Here is a 19,500-nt window from a genome sequence, read left to right as displayed (position 1 = left end):
GCCGGCGGCGAGCCTGCCCCTTGCGCCAGACCGCGCTTCATCCACCGAGGAAACGCCCCAGCCCCCGCGCCAGATCGTCAAAGCCGACAGACCAGAACGGAAGCCCCGGTTTCGCCAGCAACGACAACAGGGCCGCCAGAGGCGCGGCGGCGAGCAACGCGTCGAAACGGTCCAGCAGGCCGCCATGTCCCGGCAGCAGACGTCCGGAGTCCTTGACGCCTCTCGCGCGCTTGACTGCGCTTTCCGCGAGATCTCCCGCCTGCGCCGCTATCCCCAGAAGCAACGCCCACCCGGCGCCGCGGGCTGCAAACCCTGCGCCCGAAATTGTCGCGACCACGAGCCCCGCTACAACAGCGCCCAGCAATCCGCCGACTGCGCCCGACCGTGTCTTACCGGGAGAGATGCGCGGCGCGAGCTTCGGGCCGCCAATCATCCGTCCGGTGGCATAGGCGGCGCTGTCGCTCGACACGACCACGGCGATCACGAACACGACGGCCCAGACGCCGCAATCCGCGCCCAGCCGGAGCCACATGAGAGAAAGACCACCAGCGACGATCACGGCGTTCATCAGCCACAGCGGCGGCCCGAAGACGAAAGCCGTCATCGCGAAGGCTGGCGTGGCTTCCCACCGCCCGCAGAACGCCGAAAGACCTGCACAGAAAGACCATGCGACGAAAAGCGCGCCCCGCCACGAACGGGGAGAAAGCGAGAACAGGGCGCAGCCTTCGGCGGCCATGCCCGCCATCGTCGCGACGATGAGGAGTCCATATGCGTAACCGCCGAGACTGATCGCAAGAACAGCGACGACGATGAGCGCCAGAGCGGAGAGAAGGCGGGGGCGCAGATCGCGCCAGTCTCGACCGGGCATGGCGCTGGACGGTTGCGTAGGCGCCAAGGTCACGCCGGGCGGGCGCCGAAGCGCCGTTCGCGTCGCGCGTAAATGTCGAGCACCCGCGTAAAGGACGCCTCGTCGAAATCCGGCCAAAGCGTATCGAGGAACACCAGTTCCGCGTAAGCGCTTTGCCAGAGCAGGAAGTTGGACAGGCGATGCTCGCCGCTGGTGCGCACGATGACGTCCGGATCTGGCACGCCCGCCGTCAACAGGCGGGCCGACAGCGCCGTTTCGTCGATCGCCGACAGCGCGATGTCCCCCCGCTGCACAGCCTCTGCCAGCGCGCGCGCGGCGTGCACGATATCGCCACGTCCGCCATAGGAGAGAGCCAGCAGAAGGGTCAACTGGGCGTTGCCAGCCGTGAGGGCTTCCGCGCGCTCCAGCTCGGCAACCAGATCGGGACCGAAACGACCCAGATCGCCGACGAAGCGGATTCGCACGCCTTCCTTGTGCAGTTCGGCAACCTTGTGGCGCAGGTAATACTTCAGCAGGCTGGTCAGGTCCGCGACTTCGGTCGGTTCGCGGCGCCAGTTCTCCGAAGAAAACGCATAAAGCGTCAGATACTCGACGCCCTTGGCCTTGGCGGCCCGCAGGCAGCGAGACACGGCCTCGGCGCCGGCGCGATGACCGGCGACCCGCGGCAGTCCCCGCGCAGCCGCCCAGCGCCCGTTGCCGTCCATAATAATGGCGACATGGACCGGAAGATGCGCGTTCGAGGCAGTGGAGGCGGGCGACGCGCTCGATACGGCCGCGCCCGTCGTGGATGACATGACGTGTTTCAGACCTGCTTGATCTCGCGTTCCTTGTCCGCGAGCATTTCGTCGATCTTTTTTACATACTGATCCGTGAGTTTCTGGATCGAGTCCGACCACGCCTTGACGTCGTCCTGACTGATGTCGCCCTTCTTCTCGAACCCCTTCGTCTGGTCCATGCCGTCGCGACGCACGCCGCGCACGGCGACCTTGGCGCCTTCGGAGTAGCGACCAGCGGCCTTGGCCAACTCGTTACGACGCTCTTCGGTCAACTGGGGAATCGGCACACGGATGGTCTGCCCTTCGCCCGCCGGATTCAGACCCAGCCCCGCGTCGCGAATCGCCTTCTCCACAACGCCCGCCAGAGCCCGATCCCAGACCTGAACCGTCAACATTCTTGCTTCCGGAACGGCGATGGTGCTGACCTGAGACAGAGGAACCTCGCCGCCATAGGCTTCGACCCGGACAGGCTCCAGCAGGGCCGCGTTCGCGCGCCCGGACCGCAGACCGGCGAAATCCCGGCGCAGGCTTTCGAGCGCGCCTTCCATCCGGCGTGTCAGGTCTTCCGTAAGCGTGTTCAGATCAGCCACAACGGCTCTCCCACAAACTGATTGGGACGGCACATGGGCCGTCGCCTCTAAACCCCGACCCCGCAAGGTCGGGAAGCGTCAAACTCAGCCTCGTCAAAGGCGGACGTTACAGTCCCGACAGCGCCTGACTTTCGATCAGGACACTTCCTCGATTCGCGTAAACTTGCCTTCGCCCTTCATGACGCGCTCGAACGCGCCCGCCTCGTGAATGTTGAACACGATGATCGGCAGGCGATTTTCTCGTGCAAGGCTGATCGCAGCTGCGTCCATAACGTTCAGGTCTCGGGCCAGAACTTCGAGATAAGTGAGCTGCTCGTAACGCTCTGCGTCGGGGTTCTTGCGAGGGTCGGCGCTGTAGACGCCATCCACCTGCGTGCCCTTCAAAAGGCAATCGCAGTCCATTTCCGCAGCCCTAAGCGCCGCAGCGGTATCGGTGGTGAAGAAGGGATTGCCGGTCCCGGCGGCGAAGATCACGACGCGACCCTTCTCCATATGACGAACGGCGCGACGCCGGATATACGGCTCGGCGATGGACGACATATGAATGGCCGACATGACGCGCGTGGGAACGCCCTCTCGCTCAAGAGCGTTCTGCACCATCAGCGCGTTGATGACCGTCGCCAGCATCCCGGCGTAGTCGCCCTGCGCCCGGTCCATGCCGCGCGCCGCAGCAGTCAGCCCGCGGAAGATGTTGCCGCCGCCGACGACAAGGCAAACCTCGACGCCGCTGCTGGAGACCGCCGCGACGTCTGCGGCGATACGGTCGACGGTGTTGGCGTCGACGCCATACTGACCGGCGCCCATAAGCGCCTCCCCGGATATCTTCAGGAGAACTCGCCGGGCGGCGGGAGCGGCGTCGGTGCTTTCGGTCATTGGGCCTCGATGCGCAGACTGTCAGGGATGATCCGCGCAGCCGAAATATGTAAACCCCGGCGCGCGTTTCCGTCGCCCGTCATATCGCTCAGGCGCGGTCGCCACAAGCGCCGGAGGCGCCTTTCTCGTTAACGAGACCGCTGGACGCCGACCATTAACAGTTTTCAAACGGAAGATCCCGAAGGCTGGCGCCTCAGGCGTTGTCGTCCAGCCCGATGGCGCGCAGGCGTGCTCGCTCTTCATCCCACCCGGCCCGCTCTTTTACGTTCAGGAACAGATGGCACGTCCGCTCGAGCAGCGAACCCAGCTGCTTACGCGCCCGTTCGCCGATCTCGCGGATGCGCTTCCCTTTCTCGCCGATCAGGATCGCCTTGTGGCTGGCGCGGCCAACATAGATCGTGACGTCGATCCGCACTGAACCATCCGGGCGTTCGGTAAAGCTCTCGGTCTCCACAGTCGCGCCGTACGGCACCTCCTCGTGCGTCTGCAGAAACACCTGCTCGCGGACCAGTTCCGCCGCCAGAAGACGGTCGGGGAGATCGGTCAGATCGTCTTCTGGATAGAGATACGGTCCGGGCGGAAGCGCTCCGGCCAGCGCGTCGAGAAGGTCGTCGACGCCGCCGCCCGTGCGCGCGCTGATCATGAACACATGCTCGACGTCGATCATGCCCGAAATTTCCGCCGTAAGCGGCAGCAGCGCCGGAGCGGGCACCAGATCAGTCTTGTTGAGCACGAGCCACACGCGGCGCTTCGCCTTCGCGAGATGCTCAACCACCGCGCGCGCCGCCTCGTCGAGGCCGGAGCGCGCGTCAATCAGCAGCAGCGTGACGTCGGCGTCCTCCGCCCCCGCCCATGCCGCCGCGACCATGGCGCGATCCAGCTTGCGGCGCGGCTTGAAGATGCCCGGCGTGTCCACCAGCAATATCTGCGTACTCTCGCGCATCAGAATGCCGAGCACGCGAAAGCGGGTCGTCTGCGCCTTCGGGCTGACGATCGACAGCTTGGCGCCAGCCATCTTGTTGAGAAGCGTCGACTTGCCCGCGTTGGGCGCGCCCACCAGAGCCGCGAATCCGCAGCGGGTTTCCTGTGTCATCGCCTTTGGCGCCCTTTCGGCTTATACAGCCCGTTCACGAGGAGGCGCCGAAACGCGTCAGCAGATCGGCGGCGGCGGCGCTTTCCGCCGCCCTCTTGTTTCCTGCCTCTCCCTGACCGGAAAAACCGGCCACATGCGCCTGCACGACAAAACGCGGCGCGTGGGAGGGGCCGTCGGCGCTTAGCATTTCGTAAGCGGGCAGCGCCAGCCCCCGCGCCAGCGCCCATTCCTGCAGCGCAGTCTTCGGGTCCTTCGGCGGGCGCCCCTGCGCCACGATTGCGTCGGTCCAGAAACGCCGCACCAGCACTCGGGCGGGAGCGAGGCCGTCATCGAGATAAAGCGCGCCAAGCAGCGCCTCGACCGCATCCGCTAGCACGTTCGCGGTGTTGCGGATTCCGATCCGCTCTTCGTGCGCCGCCACATCGAGGGCGGCAGGAATATCCAGCGCCAGCGCCACTTCGGCGAGAGTGGTCCGCGAAACCAGCTGAGCGTGACGTGAGCCGAGCGCCCCCTCCTGCTCCGCCGGGTACCGCTCCAGCAGCCATTCCGCCATCAGCAGGCCGAGCACGCGGTCGCCAATAAACTCGAGACGTTCATTGGACCCGGCGCCACGCGTCGCGCGCTTACCGCGCCCGGTGGCGCGTTGATGCGCCGCTGATCGATGCGTCAACGCCTCCCGCAGAAGATTCGGGGCGCGAAACTGATGCCCTATCGCCTGCTGCAGCCGCTCAAGCTCGGCCGGGTTCGAGCCGCTCATGACTCAGTGAACGCCTTTCAGCAACCGGCTCCAGCGGATCTCGGACGGCCACGCCCAGATCTGCCACCAGGGGTGAGTCATATCGACGGAGAAGAACACCAACTGCGCCCGTCCAACGAGATTCTCTATGGGCACGAACCCCAGATCCTCCGGGTCGTCGCCCATGAAACGGCTGTCGGCGCTGTCGTCGCGATTGTCGCCCATGGCGAAGAAGTGACCGGGCGGCACGACGTAGTCCGGCGTGTCGTTCTGCATGCCCTCGTCCGTGAGTTTCAGGATCTCGTGCCCCTGAGGCGGCTGGGTCCGGCCGCCGGGCAGGGTCTCCAGGCACAGTTGCCCTTCCATGTGGGTATGGTGTTCGTCGATGGCGGTATAGTCACCCGCCGGAGGACAGGAAACCTGCTGCCCGTTGAGGAAAAGCAGCCCGCCGCGCACCTGCACATGATCGCCAGGCAACCCGACGATGCGCTTCACGTAATCGATCGAGTTGTCCTTGGTGAACCGGAACACTGCCACGTCGCCACGATGCGGTTCATGGTAGAAAATGCGACCGCTGAAGATGTCCGGCGAAAAAGGGAACGAGAACCGGGAATAGCCGTAGCTGTATTTCGAAACCCAGAGATAGTCGCCGACCTGAAGGGTCGGAATCATGGAGCCGGACGGGATATTGAACGGCTCGAAGAAAAACGTCCGGGCGACAACGACGACCAGAACGATCGTAACGAACGAGCGCGCGGTTTCGATCAAATTCTGAATGAACGAGGGCGAAGTCTGCGCCGTGTCCTGCGTGGAAGCCATGTCGTCACTGTACTCCATCGAGAAGGTCTTCCACGTCGCCCGTCGCCACACCATCGCTCGCGACGGTTTGCAGCGATCGTTCACGACCGACGCGAACCCCCGATCGTGACACATCGTCAATGGCGACGAGGTCAACCGGCGGATGAAGCCGCCCGCCCCCCTCCCTGTCAAGCGACTCTGCGCCGGGGACCCGCTCCGGCGCACTCCTGCCCCCCTTGCGCCCGAGGCTCCGGGCCGAAGTCGTCTGTCAGGCTGGCAAGGCTTCGATGATGACCTGAGCCAGCGCGTAAGGCGTATCGTCGGTCATCGTGAGAAAAAGACGCGCCACCATGCCGGGCGGCGTGAGCGCCGCAAGTCGCACGGCAGCGCCGCCCGTCAACGCGAGCGTTGGCTGGCCGGAGGGCAGATTGCGCACGCCCATCGTGCTGTGGAACACGCCATTCGAAAATCCGGTCCCGAGCGCCTTGGAGCACGCTTCCTTGGCCGCCCATCGCTTCGCATAGGCGCCGATGCGCGCCTGTCCGCTTCGACGTTCGGCGCGCGCGCGTTCCTGCTCAGTGAACACGCGCTCAAGAAAGCGATCACCGAAACGCTCGATGGAGCGCTCGATGCGCCGCATGTCGCACAGGTCCATTCCCAACCCGAGGATCATGATTTTGCCCTTCGGCTAAGGAGGACCGTCAGGACCGCGCGCGCTCGACCTGGGAGATGCCCGTCGCGGAGCGCAGGCCGCCGATGAGGCCGGAAAGATGCTTCAGATCCCGCACCTCCACGTCCACGAGGATCTCCATGAAATCGAGCTGGCGATTGACGATCTTGAGGTTGACGATCGCGCCGTCCTGCTTGGACACCGCATTGGTGACGGTGGCGAGCACCTGCGGCTCGTTGGCGGCGATCACCGTGACGCGACCGACGAACGGCTCAGCGCCCTGCCCGCCATGGCCGATGGCCTGATAATCCCAGTCGACGTCGAGGAACCGCTCCGGCGTCGCCGCGAAGGCCTCCAGCGTCTGGCAGTTGACGTTGTGCACAGTCACGCCTTTGCCGTTGGCGACCACCCCGACGATGCGATCACCCGGCAGCGGGTGACAGCACCCGGCGAAATGCACGGCGATGCCTGCACCGAGGCCAACCAGCGGCGATCCCGTCGTGCGCGGCTTGGTCGGGGCCGTCCGCGCCATGAAACCCGGCACCATGCGCGGGCCTCGCGGCGCGCGGCGCAACTCCGGATAGGCCGCGTGCACAACGTCTTTTGGACCAAGATGGCCGCCGCCGATGGCCACATACAGGTCTTCGATGGAGGCCTGCTTCAGCTCCTTGAGAACGCTGTCGATGATTTTTTCCGAACCATCCACGCCTTCCTGACGGAACGCCTTGGCCAACGCGGCCTTGCCCGAGTCGATTGACGCCTGCCGCTGCTGGGCCGTGACGTAACGGCGGATGCGCGCCCGCGCCTTGCCGGTGACGACAAAGCGTTCCCAGGACGGTGACGGGGCGCCGCCGCGGGCGGTCATGATCTCGACCTGATCGCCGTTCTGCAGTTCGTAGCGCAGGGGAACGAGGCGGCTGTTGACCTTCGCGCCGACGCAGGTGTCGCCGACCTGGCTATGCACCGCGTAGGCGAAGTCGATCGGCGTCGCGCCGCGCGGCAACGGAATCAGCTGTCCCTTCGGCGTGAAGCAGAAGACCTGATCCTGATAAAGTTCGAGCTTGGTGTTTTCGAGGAATTCGTCCGGCGCAGCAGAATCTTCCAGAATTTCAAGAAGATCCTGAACCCAGCGCGGACGCTTCATCGCGCGCGGGCTCTGCGCTTCAGCGTCAGGCGTGACGCCTTCGGGAAGCTGCTTGTACGCCCAATGGGCGGCCACGCCGTTCTCCGCGATGTCGTGCATGTCCGCCGTGCGGATCTGCACCTCGATCTTCTGGTTGCGCGGATGCCGCAGCGTGACGCCGGTGTGAAGGCTCTGGTAGCCGTTGGCCTTGGGCGTGGAGATGTAGTCCTTGAAGCGCCCCGCGATCATCGGCAGTGCCGCGTGGATGGCGCCGAGCGCGACGTAGCAGTCCTCGCGGGAATCGACGATGACACGGAACGCCATGATGTCCGAGAGCTGCTCGAACGCCACATTGCGTTTCTGCATCTTCTCCCAGATCGAGAACGGCGATTTCTCGCGCCCCGTCACCTCGACGCGCTCGACCCCGGCTTCCTGACACATACGGGTCAGTTCGCCGCGAACCTCCTCGATCACGTCCGCGCCCTGCCCGCGCAGATAGTTCAGACGCGCGCGGATCGTCGCGTCCGCCTCCGGCTCAAGCTGCGCGAAAGACAGGTTCTGCAACTCTGTCTTGACGCGATCCATACCGATGCGCCCGGCGAGCGGCGCATAGATGTCCATGGTTTCGCGTGCAATGCGCTTGCGACGGTCGTCGCGCTGCACGAAATGCAACGTGCGCATGTTGTGCAGACGATCGGCCAGCTTGACGATCAGCACGCGAATGTCGCGCGACATCGCCAGCACGAGCTTGCGGAAATTCTCCGCCTGCTTCGTACGGTCGGACTGCAGTTCGAGACGGGTCAACTTGGTGACGCCGTCCACCAGCTCCGCGATCGTCGACCCGAACTGCTCGCGCAGAGATTCAACCGTGAGGCCGGTGTCTTCGATCGTGTCGTGAAGCAGGGCGGTCGCTATCGACGCGACGTCGAGATGAAATCCCGCGAGAATCAGCGCAACGTCGAGAGGATGCGTGATGTACGGATCGCCGTTGTCGCGAAGCTGCGTCGCATGAGCCGCAGCAGCGACCTCGAAAGCCCGCTCGACAAGCCCCAGGTCGGCGTCTGGATTATACTGACGAATGCGCCTGAGAAGCTTCTCAGGCGATATGACCTGACCGTGCGACACGGCCAGAACGGCTCCGGCGGGCGAGCCTGCCGAAATGGCGACGTCGGCCGCGCCCTGAGCTTCAGCCGTCATGTTGCGCAACGCCAAGCAGAACGCGCCGCGTCAGGCGCGAGATATAAAAATGGTTGCCTATAAGGCGCGCTCAGCGCCGTCCCCGACCGCCGAGCTCGGCTTCGATGGCGGCTTTGTATTCTTCCGGAGAAAGATCTGTGATCTCTTCTTCGGCGGCGCTCTCCTGCAGACCGAAAATATTCTGGTCTGTCGGGATGAGATCGAGCACCTCCTCGTCGGCGGGCTCCGGCTCCGGCGCACGAGCCAGCGAACGCACCAGATCGCTGCGCAGCCCCTCAAGCGGCACCGTCTCCTCGGCGATCTCGCGCAAGGCCACGACAGGATTCTTGTCGTTGTCGCGGTCCAGCGTCAGCTCTTCGCCGCGGGACAGGTTACGCGCGCGTTGCGCAGCAAGCAGAACGAGGTCGAAGCGGTTCGGCACCTTCTCGACGCAATCCTCAACAGTGACGCGCGCCATTGGCAGCCTCCGCGAAATTCGTTGGAAAAGACCCTACTACCATCCAGCAGGCCATTAGGGAAGAGCGACGGCGTCAGCAGGCAGGCGCCGAATGGACTGCGGCTCAAGCCTGTCGATCAGCTCCTGCACGGTCACTCCCAAAGTCGGATGCTTCCAGTCGGGCTCCACGTCGCGCAACGGAAGCAGGACGAATGCACGCTCATGCGCACGCGGATGTGGCAGGACCGGAGAGCCGTCGCGCCGAACCTCCCCGTCTGCGTCGATCAGATCCAGATCGAGCGTGCGCGCAGCGTTGAGTTCGCCCCGGACGCGCCCGTAATCTGCCTCTATGGCGTGAAGGCGCTCAAGAAGCGTTTCGGGCGAAAGAAAAGACCTACCAAACGCCACCCCGTTCACGTATGGTGGCTGGCTCGAAGCCGGGATCGCTTCGCTTTCGTACCATGCGGAAACCCGCTCGACCGACAGGCCCGGGATTTCCCGAAGCGCCTGCACGGCGGCCTCGCAGGTCGCCAGAGGCGAAGCTCCCATGACATCCGTCCCCAGCGAACGTGGAAGATTGGCGCCTATAGCGATCAGGACCTGCATAACACCCTACGCGTGAACCGCGCTTCGTCCCCACTCCCCACGACCACGCTTCCCCCAAACACAAGATAACGATAGCTTAACTAGTTTATCGGTAAGATCCGACGCATTCAAGGAAGAGACTGAATGATTATCCGCAGCACAGAACGAACGGCATTATTTATCGACGGCTCCAGTCTTTATTCGGCTTCACGGGGGCTGGGCTTTGATGTTGATTATCGCAAAATGCTCGAATTTTTTACATCGCGATGCAATCTTTTGCGCGCTTATTACTATGCAGCTATTCTAGACACTGAAGAATATTCGCCCATCAAGCCGCTGACCGACTGGTTATCGTACAATGGTTACTTTCTTGTTACAAAGACTGCGCGCGAATTCACCGATCACAATGGTCGGCGGCGCATCAAGGGCAACATGGACATCGAAATCGCGGTGGACATGATGGAGGCCGCGCCTCGGCTCGATCACGCGATCCTCTTCACCGGTGATTCCGATTTCCGCCGCGCCGTGGAGGCCGTGCAGCGAATGGGCGTGCGCGTGTCGGTCGTTTCGTCGATGCGTTCCTCTCCTCCGCTGATCGGGGACGACCTGCGCCGACAGGCCGACCGGTTCGTCGATCTGGCGGACATCGCGGACGAGTTCACACGCCGACCAGCCGAGCCGCGGACCCGTCAGGCCCCGATCCGACACCCGGCCGACCAGCTCAGCGAACCCGACGATCTCGACAACGAATGATCCGTCGCAAGAACGCGCCAGTATGCCGATCGGAGGAATTTGCGCCGTCCGCCGATCGGTCGCACGGGGGATTTAGGTCCCGGTGAGCCAGACGCTGCTCACTACTCAGGAGGTCACTGACGCTCCCGACGACGATTGTCAGCTATGTCCCCGGCTGGCGCAGTTGCGCAGCGCAAATCGACGAAACCACCCTGGAGTTGACCACGCGCCTATCCGCGCATGGGGGGCACGAGACGCCAGCGTCCTCATCGTGGGACCAGCGCCCGAAGCCAGAAAAGGCGCACATCAGGGGCCGTTCTTCGGCGACAGAAATGTCAGCGCCATTTTCTGCGAAACGCTGATTGAGCATGGGCTTGCGACCGGACATTACGCGTCGGACAACGCTACGGGCCTACGTTCCAATCATTGCCGGGTGGTCGGCGCCGTCCGATGCGCGCCACCCGCAGCCCTGCCGCAACCTGCGGAAGTTCACGCCTGCAACGCCTTCCTCAAGGCTGAACTGCAGGCGATGCCCAATCTTCGGCTCGTGCTGGCTATCGGCGCTCTGGCGCACAACGCCACCATCGCGGCGTGCGGCATGCCAATGGCGCGCCTCGGCTTTCAGCATGGGCGCGTAGCCACACTGCCGGACGGGCTTATTATCGTCGATTGCAGTCCGCTGTCGGCACACAGCCCGAGAGACGCACTGATCTGTCGTGAAATGTTCAGCGCCATCGTTACGACCGTGGTCGAGGCGCTCGGACGGCAGGGCCGATAGAGGACCCGCCCCCTCAACAAAAAGCCGACACCCGGATATTGCGGGCGGATACGGGCGAAATTCGCGAGCCAGCCTGACATAAACGTCGTGAAAGGCGCGCGTTTCGCTGCTCGCGCGCACTGACGGCACGAGCAACCTTGCCCGCCAGCACCCCCCTTCAGAATCCGGGAGCCGCTGACGGGAGACGATTAAAACGACAGGTCGTCGCCGCCACCGCCCCAATCGCCGCCGCCACCCCAATCACCGCCGCCAGCGTCGAAGCCTTGATCGACCGACGTCCCTGCGCCCGAGAACGGGTCGCCTCCGACGTCAGAGCCGTAATTGTTGTTGATGACTGTCTCTCCAGGAGCCCCCCAGCCACCACCCAAGTCTCCGCCGCCGTGATGCCCGCTGAACAGACCCTCAAGCGCGTTCGCCGCCATCATGCCGCCAGCGACGCCCGCCGCCGTCGTGAGGGCCGAGCCCAGAAAGCCTGAGCCACGCTGCTGAAACATGCCGGGCTGAAAGCCGGGGGGCATCGGCTGCATCTGCGGTTGCGGCGCGCCGTATCCATAACCGGGCGCAGCCTGACCGCCCCAACCCGGAGGCGGCGCCGCCTGAGCGCGCTGCTGACCGCCGCCGAAAAGGCCGCCGAATATACCGCCAGATGGTTTCGTCTGGCTCTGGGCCTGTTGCAGCGCCTGTTGGGCCTGCTGCAGTTGGAACTGCAACTCCCTAATACGATTTTGCGCCTCGACGAGTGCTGCTTCCTGCACCACCGCCATCTGTGTGATCCGGTAGCGGGCCTCTGGATACTGCTCAAGATTCTGAGCAATAAAGCGGTCCGCCTCCGGGTCGATCGGCGGCAGGTTGGGTCGCGTGGCGGGCACGCTGCCGAAACCGGACTGCGGCGCGCCGCCAACGCGGGCGATGAATTTCGAAATCAGGTCGCGTTCTTCGGTGTTCATGCTTCGTGCCCTTTCAGACTACTCGTGCGCGGTTATTTTGAGCGCCGGGGAAACCACACGCAAGCGCATGCCGTATCGCTCAAAATTTTAATTTCGTCATAAAACGGCCATGCACGCGTTCGACGTCAGACCGACGGTCAGCGACCTTATCCGTAAAGGACGGTCAGCGACGCGGAAGCGAGCCGATGTGCGTTCATGACGAAACCGACATACGCGGGAGAGGCGTCGGCGGGGACGTCCAGAGTCGGCGCGTCCAGCGCGGTTACGGTGAAGACGTAACGGTGCACGCTCCCAGGCGGCGGCGCGGCCCCGCCGTAACCCGGCGCACCGAAGTCGGTGCGGATCTGCCGCGCGCTCTCGGGCAGGCCCCCTTTACCGGAGCCTGCGCCCTCGGGAAGCGCCGTCACTGTCGCCGGGAGGTCGATGACCACCCAGTGCCACCAACCTGAGCCAGTCGGCGCATCCGGATCATACGCCGTGATGACGAAGCTTTTGGTTCCTTCCGGCGCCCCGCTCCACGCCAGGGGCGGAGACAGATTGTCGCCCGTCCGCCCCATACCCGAATAAACCTGCGCCTGCGGCATCACCGCGCCGTTGATCAAGGTCGCGCTGGTCAGTGTGAAGGTCATTGGATTATCCCCCTGTCACGATAGATGGACTTTCCCGAGAAAGCGCCTGCGTCGAAACGGCCACTCGCTTCACCAGTTGAGGCTGATGAGCCAGAACTCCTCCGAAGTGAGAGTGACTCCCTGCCCACAGGCGGTGGAATCGGCTGCGGCGCTGGCCAGAGCCGCGATGCGCTCCACCATGATGATTTTGCGCTGATGCGCCTCCGACGCCTCCGTTGAAGTCTTCAGCACGTCGAGCGAAACTTTGGCGGCCTTCGCGACCCGCACGGCATCGAGCAAAGCATAGGACATGGGCAGGTTCCTTAAAGCCATGGCGCGACCATCAGGATCGCGCGCGATGGGCAGAAAATGGCGTTCCTGACCGGTAGCATCAACCCCGCCATCACAGGGATACGCGCGAAACCGTAATCCAGGCAGGAATGCGTCCGCCCGCGCGCACCCCGTAAAGGCTATCCAAAGCCGCAAGCATCAGCGGGAACGTATAACGGCGTGACTGCATGAAACGCGGTTGACATCCCTCACCCAGGACTGCGCCTTGCGACGCATCGCCCTCCCCGGCAATCGCAGCCAACCGCATTCAGCGGGAGGCGCACAAGCCAACGCAACGCTGGCGCCGGAGGTCGATTCCCCTTAAACGCTGCGGCCCATGACCGACCGCACAGCAGATTACGATTTCGACCTGCCTCAGGAGTCGATCGCGCAAAGCCCGGCGCGACCGAGGGACAGCGCGCGGCTGCTGGAAGTGGCGGAAGCGGGCCTCATCGACCGTACGATGCGCGAGTTTCCAGATCTGCTGCGGCCGGGCGATCTGCTCGTGGCCAACGACACGGCCGTTATCCGCGCCCAGCTTCACGCATTGCGCGGCGAGGCGAAGATCGGCGTGACGCTCGATCGCATCCTGCCCGACGGAAGTTGGCATGCGCTGATCCGCAACGCGCGCCGCTTGCGCGTGAGCGATACGCTGACGTTCCCCGGCGCGCAGGACGGAGATGTGGCGGAAGTGCTGGGTCTTGAGGACGGCGGCGGCGCCACGCTGCGCTTCAGCGCCGAAGGCGACGCCTTCGACGCCTTCCTTCAGGCCGCAGGAGCACTGGCGCTTCCGCCCTATATCCACCGCCCGGCAGGTCCGACCTCCGAGGACGAGCGCGACTACACGACGATTTTCTCCGCTCACAAAGGCGCGGTCGCCGCCCCGACCGCAGGGCTGCATTTCACGCCGGACCTACTGCGACGTATCGACGCCGCCGGGATCGAGCGCCGGACTCTCACGCTGCATGTCGGCGCGGGCACGTTCCTGCCGGTGCGGGCCGAGACGTTGACGGGTCACAAAATGCACGCGGAACGGGGCGTCGTGACGGCGGAAACGGCGGACGCGATCAACGCCGCGCGCACGCGCGGCGGTCGGATCGTCGCGGTCGGCACAACGACATTGCGTCTGCTGGAAAGCGCCGTGGATGAGCACGGGGTGGTCCGCCCCTTCGATGGGGAGACCTCGATCTTCATCACGCCGGGCTTCACGTTCCGGGCGGTGGATATGCTGCTCACCAATTTTCATCTGCCGCGCTCGACACTGTTCATGCTTGTCAGCGCCTTCGCCGGGACCGAACGCATGCGCGGGGCCTATGCGCACGCAGTGCGGGAAGGCTACCGTTTCTATTCCTATGGCGACGCGAGCCTTCTGCGACGCGAGGACAACCGATGATTGGCGACCGATGACCAAGGCCTGCCCCCTGCCTGCGACCCGCACGACCGCCCCGCTTCGTCTTGAGCGCTCTGCCGGGAGGCCCATATGACCGCTTTCAACTGGCGGTGCGAGGCGGTTGACGGCCGCGCCCGCGCAGGCGTTCTAGAAACCGCTCATGGGCCGGTGGCGACGCCGACCTTCATGCCCGTCGGCACGGTCGGCACGGTGAAGGCAATGACCATGGACGCCGTGCGCTCCACGGGCGCGGGGATCGTGCTGGGCAATACCTATCACCTGATGCTGCGACCCGGCGCCGAGCGGGTCCGCGCCCTGGGCGGACTGCACCGGATGATGGACTGGCCGGGTCCGATCCTGACCGATTCGGGCGGGTTTCAGGTCATGTCGCTGGGCGCGCTGCGCAAGCTCGATCAAGACGGGGTGACGTTCCAGTCGCATATCGACGGCTCGAAGCACCGCCTCGATCCGGAACGCTCGACGGCGATCCAGCATGCGCTCGACGCGACCATCACCATGTGTTTCGACGAATGTCCCGCCCTGCCAGCCGAGGCCGCCGCCATCGCCGCCTCGATGCGGCTGTCAATGCGTTGGGCGGCGCGGTCGCGCGAGGCGTTCGTGCAACGCGAGGGGTACGGGCAGTTCGGCATCGTGCAGGGCGGCGTCGAGCCGGAGCTGCGCGCCGAGAGTGCGAAGGCGCTGTGCGAGATCGGATTCGAGGGGTATGCGATCGGCGGTCTGGCCGTCGGCGAGGGACAGGAACTGATGTTCGCGACGCTGGACGTCACGACGCCGCTGCTGCCGGGCGACAAGCCACGCTATCTGATGGGCGTCGGCACGCCAGACGATCTTCTTGGCGGCGTCGAGCGCGGCGTGGACATGTTCGACTGCGTCATGCCGACGCGCGCTGGCCGCACGGCCCGCGCTTACACCGAACGCGGCACGCTGAACCTGCGCAACGCCCGCTTCGCCACCGACGCACGGCCGATCTCGCCAGATTGCGACTGCCTCGCCTGCTCGCGGCATTCCCGCGCCTACCTGCACCATCTGTTCCGCGCCGACGAGATTCTCGGGCCGATGCTGCTGACCTGGCACAACCTTGCTTATTACCAACGCATGATGCGCGGTCTGCGCGCCGCGATCGTCGCGGGCGACCTCGCAGCGCACGGCGCGGCACTGCGCGCGGCGTGGGCGCAGGGCGACTGGACGGAGGACGAATGGCCGCAGCCTTCGATCCCGCCGGTTCCCTGAGCGGAGACGCCAAAGGGAACAATCCGCACACGGCCGCTTTGGCGGACCGTCTGCGCGACAAGGCTTTCGCGCTGGGTTTCGACGCGTTCGGCATATGCGACACAGCTCTGGGGGGCGAAGCGCGGGAGCGGTTGCGCGCCTTCCTCGAGGCCGGACGTCACGGCGCGATGACGTGGATGACCGAACGGACGGAAGCGCGGTCGCATCCGAACGGATTATGGCCCGAGGCGCGAAGCGTCGTCGCGCTCGGCCTGAATTACGGCCCGGATGGCGACGCACTCGCCACACTGGATCGTCCTGATCGCGGCAACATCTCCGTTTACGCCCGCAACCGGGATTATCACGACATCATCAAGGGGCTTCTCAAGCACCTGGCGCAGTTTCTGGTCGCCGAGGCGCGCAGGCGCGACCTTCCCGCCGAGGTCAAGGTGTTCGTCGACACGGCGCCCGTGCCGGAAAAACCTCTGGCGGAACGGGCGGGACTTGGCTGGCAGGGCAAGCACACCAATCTGGTGTCGCGCACGCATGGAAGCTGGCTGCTGCTGGGCGAAATTTACACGACGCTGGACCTGCCGCCGTCGTCGCTTTCGGGTGGACGATGCGGCAGCTGCACGCGGTGCCTCACAGCCTGCCCGACAGACGCGTTTCCAGCGCCATATCAACTGGATGCGCGGCGATGCGTATCTTATCTCACCATCGAACACCCGGGGCCGATACCGCATGAATTTCGCGAGGCCATGGGCAACCGGGTTTACGGTTGCGACGATTGCCTCGCCGTCTGTCCGTGGAACCGGTTCGCCTCGGCGTCTCGTCAGGCGAAGCTTCAGGCCCGCGAAGATCTGACCGCGCCGCGCCTCGCGGAACTCGCCGCTCTGAACGACGCCGGGTTTCGGGCGCTGTTTTCAGGATCTCCTATCAAGCGAATCGGGCGAAACCGCTTTGTCCGCAACGTCATGATCGCAATCGGCAATTCGGCCGAAGCTTCGCTGCTGCCCGTGGCGCAGATGGGATGCGACGATGGAGATCCCGTCGTGGCCGAAGCCGCGCGCTGGGCCTGCGTTCGGCTGGAGGAACAGGTATGAGCCGCCATCTTGTAAAGCGGAGTCTGGTTCTTTCGGGACATGGAACCAGCGTGGCTCTGGAGCCCGAATTCTGGCGGGCGATCGACGCCATCGCGATGGAGAATAAGCTCGGGATATCTCAGGTGGTGGAGGCGATCGACGCCACGCGCGACCCACAGCGACCTTTGGCGTCCGCCTTGCGGGTGGCGGCGCTGCATCATGCATCCGGCGAAGGCGGAGCGATCTGGAGACAGATTACAGTAGGAGCGCCATCGGCCAGCGCTCCTGACGCGGCGGTGGATGGCGATCCGGATCTGGCTGACGCGTGATCGACACGTCTGGGGCGGCCTGATCTTCCCATGCCCCCAATCGGGGGCGTCACCGCTGGCGATACGAAATCTGACTAACAAAATGACAATTTCTGCAAGTTTAACCAAAGCCATTAACCTATCGGAAACATCAAACCCTCTAGCGTCGGAAGGATCGCGGGCACACGCCGCCCCGCCCCCAAGCCCAGGCAGGAACTCCATGGCCGCCAACGTCCTTCGTCTCCCGCACTGTCCGCAGACCAGCCCCCTGCTCATCTCCCATTCGTTGCTGCAAATGGCCGACGTGGTCTGGGAGGCCGGAATGACCAACATCGCCAACGAGTTGATCGCTCTGGCGCATTCGGCCTTCGACCGCGCGCCGGACCTGACGACGAGCTGACGCCGACGTGGCCCCTTGGGAGCGTCGCTTTCCGGTGCTAGGCTTTTCACATGGCGATATGGGGCAAACTGTTTGGTGGAGTGGCCGGGTTCGCGGTCGGCGGTCCGATGGGCGCCGTCGTTGGCGCGGCGCTGGGGCATGCGGCCGACAACGGCGCGATCCTCGAGGGTCCCGGAACAGGGTGGAGCGACAATTGGGGCGCCCGCATAGCCCCGGACCCCAACGGGGCGGCGACGTTTGTGGCGGCGAAAGTCGCATCGGTGGCGGGGCGCAAGGATCAGCTCTACGCCCTGTGTACGGTGATCCTGTCCGCCAAGGTCGCCAAGTGCGACGCCCCCGTTAACCGGGCGGAGATCGACGCCTTCAAGAGCCGTTTCCGCGCTCCGCCCGAGAGCATGACGGAAATTGGTCGCCTGTTCGACATGGCGCGACAAAGGACGGACGACTACGAATATTTCGCCCGCGAACTGGGGCACGCCTTTCGCGACGACAAGGCGCAGCTTGAGGATCTTCTGGCGGCGCTCTTCACGATCGCGCGCGCCGACGCTCGCAAGGGAGAGTCTCTGCACCCGGCGGAACTGCGCTTTCTGACCCGAACGCATCAGGCGTTTGGCCTCGGTCGCGGCGCGTGGGACCGGGCGGAGAACGGGCGCTCACGTCCCGCGTTGGGCGAGGACGACGCCTATACGATTCTCGGCGTATCCGTTGAAGCTTCGGACGACGAAGTTCGTACGACGTGGCGTCAGCTCGTTCGCACCCATCACCCGGACGTTCTTTCGGCGCGCAACGCTTCTCCCAAGGAAATGGAAGTCGCGGCGGCGACGATCGCGCGGATCAACGCTGCGTGGGACGTGGTGAAACGTGAACGCGGCCTGTAGGGCAAATTCCGCGTTATGCCTGAACCGCGCATTGAGCAGACGGGTCGTCACGGGGCCGCAAGATTGCATCACCGACGCGACATGCTAGAGAGTGGCGACGTCCGGAGGTCTTGACGCGTTGTAACGGCGCTTTCCTGCCCTGCCCCTTCGGCTGTGCAGGGAGACGCGGGCAGCATTGGGGAAGTCTTAGGTATGAGTTCAGAAACAGGCGATCAGCAGCGGATCCTTCACTCGCGGACGCGCCGGCTTCTGAGCGATGGCCCCGAACACACGAGCCGGCGCACGGGTCCGACAGGACGAATCGGCTCGCTGCTCATCGCCACGCTGACCCTCGCCGGATGTGGGTCTCTGACCACGCCCAAGCCGAAAGACCCGGAAGCGCTCGCGGAATACAACGAGGCGAACGACAAGTTCGAACCGATGAACCGCAAGATGTACAACCTGTCGATGACCGTCGACAAATACACGCTCAAGCCGGTCGCCAAGGCTTATGTCTGGGCCGTTCCCCGTCCCGTGCGCTCGTCGCTGGCCAATATGGCGCAGACGATGAACGAGCCGATCGTGTTCTTTAACGACGTCGGCGCGGGCAAACCTCGCCGTGCGGGCGACGCGTTCGTGCGCTGGTGCATCAACATGACGGCAGGCGTCGGCGGGTTGATCGACGTGGCGAAATACGCGGGTTACCCGCATCATGATAATGACGCCGGCCTGACGCTTGCGACGTGGGGCGTGCCTTCCGGCCCCTATCTGTTCCTGCCCATGATGGGCCCGTCCTCCGTGCGCGACGGCATCGGCTATGGTATCGATACGGGCCTGATGCCGCTGAACTACGTTCCGCGCGGGTATGGCCTGCTGACCTTCAACTGGGCTTACAACATCGTCAACACCATCAACTCCCGCGCAGATCGTATCGACGATCTGGACAATCTGGAGAAAGATGCGCTTGACCCCTACGCCACGATCCGAAGCGCTTACCAGCAGCAGCGGAAGGCGTTGGCGGACTCGATCAAGAACGATCATCGGGCGACTGTGCCTGATTGGTACAACTGAACCGATGCAATAAAAAAGGGCA

23 protein-coding genes are annotated in these 19,500 nt (G+C 64.4%); 9 read left to right on the top strand and 14 right to left on the bottom strand.

The window, feature by feature from the left end; all coding sequences use genetic code 11:
• Positions 1 to 37 precede the first annotated feature (37 nt).
• The 11 genes from J2D73_RS01075 to folK all read right to left on the bottom strand — a co-directional run bounded on the left by J2D73_RS01075 (position 38) and on the right by folK (position 9,766).
• The gene (locus J2D73_RS01075) at positions 38 to 868 is read right to left on the bottom strand and encodes a phosphatidate cytidylyltransferase (RefSeq protein WP_207878791.1); all 831 of its coding nucleotides are present in this window, start codon (positions 866 to 868) and stop codon (positions 38 to 40) included.
• Positions 869 to 897: 29 nt separating this feature from the next.
• On the bottom strand, positions 898 to 1,662 hold the full coding sequence (gene uppS, locus J2D73_RS01070; RefSeq protein ID WP_207878554.1) for a polyprenyl diphosphate synthase: 765 nt from the start codon (positions 1,660 to 1,662) through the stop codon (positions 898 to 900).
• A gap of 8 nt (positions 1,663 to 1,670) precedes the next feature.
• On the bottom strand, positions 1,671 to 2,192 hold the full coding sequence (gene frr, locus J2D73_RS01065) for a ribosome recycling factor (RefSeq protein WP_051291928.1): 522 nt from the start codon (positions 2,190 to 2,192) through the stop codon (positions 1,671 to 1,673).
• 177 nt (positions 2,193 to 2,369) lie between these two features.
• Positions 2,370 to 3,107 carry a UMP kinase gene (gene pyrH, locus J2D73_RS01060; RefSeq protein WP_086644856.1) on the bottom strand — a complete coding sequence of 246 codons (738 nt, stop codon included), beginning with the start codon at positions 3,105 to 3,107 and terminating at the stop codon, positions 2,370 to 2,372.
• A gap of 193 nt (positions 3,108 to 3,300) precedes the next feature.
• Complete coding sequence (gene era, locus J2D73_RS01055; protein WP_026396845.1) at positions 3,301 to 4,200, bottom strand: GTPase Era; 900 nt, start codon at positions 4,198 to 4,200, stop codon at positions 3,301 to 3,303.
• Positions 4,201 to 4,234: 34 nt separating this feature from the next.
• Positions 4,235 to 4,957, bottom strand: coding sequence for a ribonuclease III (rnc, locus tag J2D73_RS01050; protein ID WP_207878552.1), 723 nt, complete (start codon positions 4,955 to 4,957; stop codon positions 4,235 to 4,237).
• A 3-nt stretch (positions 4,958 to 4,960) separates the two neighbouring features.
• Positions 4,961 to 5,755, bottom strand: a complete 795-nt coding sequence (lepB, locus tag J2D73_RS01045) for a signal peptidase I (RefSeq protein ID WP_026396847.1) — start codon at positions 5,753 to 5,755, stop codon at positions 4,961 to 4,963.
• A 247-nt stretch (positions 5,756 to 6,002) separates the two neighbouring features.
• Positions 6,003 to 6,407, bottom strand: a complete 405-nt coding sequence (gene acpS / locus J2D73_RS01040; protein WP_207878550.1) for a holo-ACP synthase — start codon at positions 6,405 to 6,407, stop codon at positions 6,003 to 6,005.
• Positions 6,408 to 6,435: 28 nt separating this feature from the next.
• Complete coding sequence (locus J2D73_RS01035) at positions 6,436 to 8,724, bottom strand: RelA/SpoT family protein (protein ID WP_207878548.1); 2,289 nt, start codon at positions 8,722 to 8,724, stop codon at positions 6,436 to 6,438.
• 70 nt (positions 8,725 to 8,794) lie between these two features.
• Complete coding sequence (gene rpoZ / locus J2D73_RS01030) at positions 8,795 to 9,181, bottom strand: DNA-directed RNA polymerase subunit omega (protein ID WP_026396850.1); 387 nt, start codon at positions 9,179 to 9,181, stop codon at positions 8,795 to 8,797.
• Positions 9,182 to 9,235: 54 nt separating this feature from the next.
• Positions 9,236 to 9,766: a 2-amino-4-hydroxy-6-hydroxymethyldihydropteridine diphosphokinase gene (folK, locus tag J2D73_RS01025; protein WP_207878546.1), complete on the bottom strand. Its 531-nt coding sequence runs from the start codon at positions 9,764 to 9,766 to the stop codon at positions 9,236 to 9,238.
• A 123-nt stretch (positions 9,767 to 9,889) separates the two neighbouring features.
• On the opposite strand from folK, the gene J2D73_RS01020 reads away from it, so the two are divergent.
• Positions 9,890 to 10,498: a LabA-like NYN domain-containing protein gene (locus J2D73_RS01020; protein WP_086644862.1), complete on the top strand. Its 609-nt coding sequence runs from the start codon at positions 9,890 to 9,892 to the stop codon at positions 10,496 to 10,498.
• A gap of 82 nt (positions 10,499 to 10,580) precedes the next feature.
• On the top strand, positions 10,581 to 11,255 hold the full coding sequence (locus J2D73_RS01015) for a uracil-DNA glycosylase family protein (RefSeq protein WP_207878543.1): 675 nt from the start codon (positions 10,581 to 10,583) through the stop codon (positions 11,253 to 11,255).
• A gap of 188 nt (positions 11,256 to 11,443) precedes the next feature.
• Here the strand turns inward: J2D73_RS01015 and J2D73_RS01010 are convergent, their stop codons facing one another.
• From J2D73_RS01010 to J2D73_RS01000, 3 genes are all read right to left on the bottom strand, one after another.
• Positions 11,444 to 12,202, bottom strand: a complete 759-nt coding sequence (locus tag J2D73_RS01010) for a DUF2076 domain-containing protein (RefSeq protein ID WP_207878540.1) — start codon at positions 12,200 to 12,202, stop codon at positions 11,444 to 11,446.
• A 146-nt stretch (positions 12,203 to 12,348) separates the two neighbouring features.
• Positions 12,349 to 12,831, bottom strand: a complete 483-nt coding sequence (locus tag J2D73_RS01005) for a kinase inhibitor (protein ID WP_207878537.1) — start codon at positions 12,829 to 12,831, stop codon at positions 12,349 to 12,351.
• A 69-nt stretch (positions 12,832 to 12,900) separates the two neighbouring features.
• Positions 12,901 to 13,122 (bottom strand): hypothetical protein, encoded by a 222-nt coding sequence (locus J2D73_RS01000; RefSeq protein ID WP_026396855.1) that lies wholly within the window; start codon positions 13,120 to 13,122, stop codon positions 12,901 to 12,903.
• A gap of 355 nt (positions 13,123 to 13,477) precedes the next feature.
• Between J2D73_RS01000 and queA the strand changes: the two genes are divergently transcribed.
• The 7 genes from queA to J2D73_RS00965 all read left to right on the top strand — a co-directional run bounded on the left by queA (position 13,478) and on the right by J2D73_RS00965 (position 19,478).
• A complete protein-coding gene (gene queA, locus J2D73_RS00995) occupies positions 13,478 to 14,533 on the top strand; it encodes a tRNA preQ1(34) S-adenosylmethionine ribosyltransferase-isomerase QueA (RefSeq protein WP_207878534.1) in 1,056 nt (351 codons plus the stop codon).
• Between the two features lie 87 nt (positions 14,534 to 14,620).
• On the top strand, positions 14,621 to 15,781 hold the full coding sequence (tgt, locus tag J2D73_RS00990; protein WP_207878531.1) for a tRNA guanosine(34) transglycosylase Tgt: 1,161 nt from the start codon (positions 14,621 to 14,623) through the stop codon (positions 15,779 to 15,781).
• Positions 15,748 to 16,863, top strand: a complete 1,116-nt coding sequence (gene queG, locus J2D73_RS00985) for a tRNA epoxyqueuosine(34) reductase QueG (RefSeq protein ID WP_207878527.1) — start codon at positions 15,748 to 15,750, stop codon at positions 16,861 to 16,863. Before tgt ends, queG begins: the two co-directional genes overlap by 34 nt.
• Entirely contained in the window at positions 16,860 to 17,171 is a 312-nt protein-coding gene (locus J2D73_RS00980) for a ribbon-helix-helix domain-containing protein (protein WP_207878523.1), read from the top strand. The genes queG and J2D73_RS00980 overlap by 4 nt, the downstream gene beginning before the upstream one ends.
• A gap of 199 nt (positions 17,172 to 17,370) precedes the next feature.
• Positions 17,371 to 17,550 (top strand): hypothetical protein, encoded by a 180-nt coding sequence (locus J2D73_RS00975; protein WP_086644870.1) that lies wholly within the window; start codon positions 17,371 to 17,373, stop codon positions 17,548 to 17,550.
• A 50-nt stretch (positions 17,551 to 17,600) separates the two neighbouring features.
• A complete protein-coding gene (locus tag J2D73_RS00970) occupies positions 17,601 to 18,428 on the top strand; it encodes a TerB family tellurite resistance protein (RefSeq protein WP_207878520.1) in 828 nt (275 codons plus the stop codon).
• 192 nt (positions 18,429 to 18,620) lie between these two features.
• Positions 18,621 to 19,478 carry an MlaA family lipoprotein gene (locus tag J2D73_RS00965; protein ID WP_207878517.1) on the top strand — a complete coding sequence of 286 codons (858 nt, stop codon included), beginning with the start codon at positions 18,621 to 18,623 and terminating at the stop codon, positions 19,476 to 19,478.
• The last annotated feature ends 22 nt before the right edge of the window (positions 19,479 to 19,500 follow it).

Origin of the sequence: Acetobacter sacchari (genome assembly GCF_017377715.1) — a bacterium.
GTDB classification, from domain to species: Bacteria; Pseudomonadota; Alphaproteobacteria; order Acetobacterales; family Acetobacteraceae; genus Acetobacter; species Acetobacter sacchari.
This window is presented reverse-complemented; position numbering and strand designations above follow the sequence as displayed.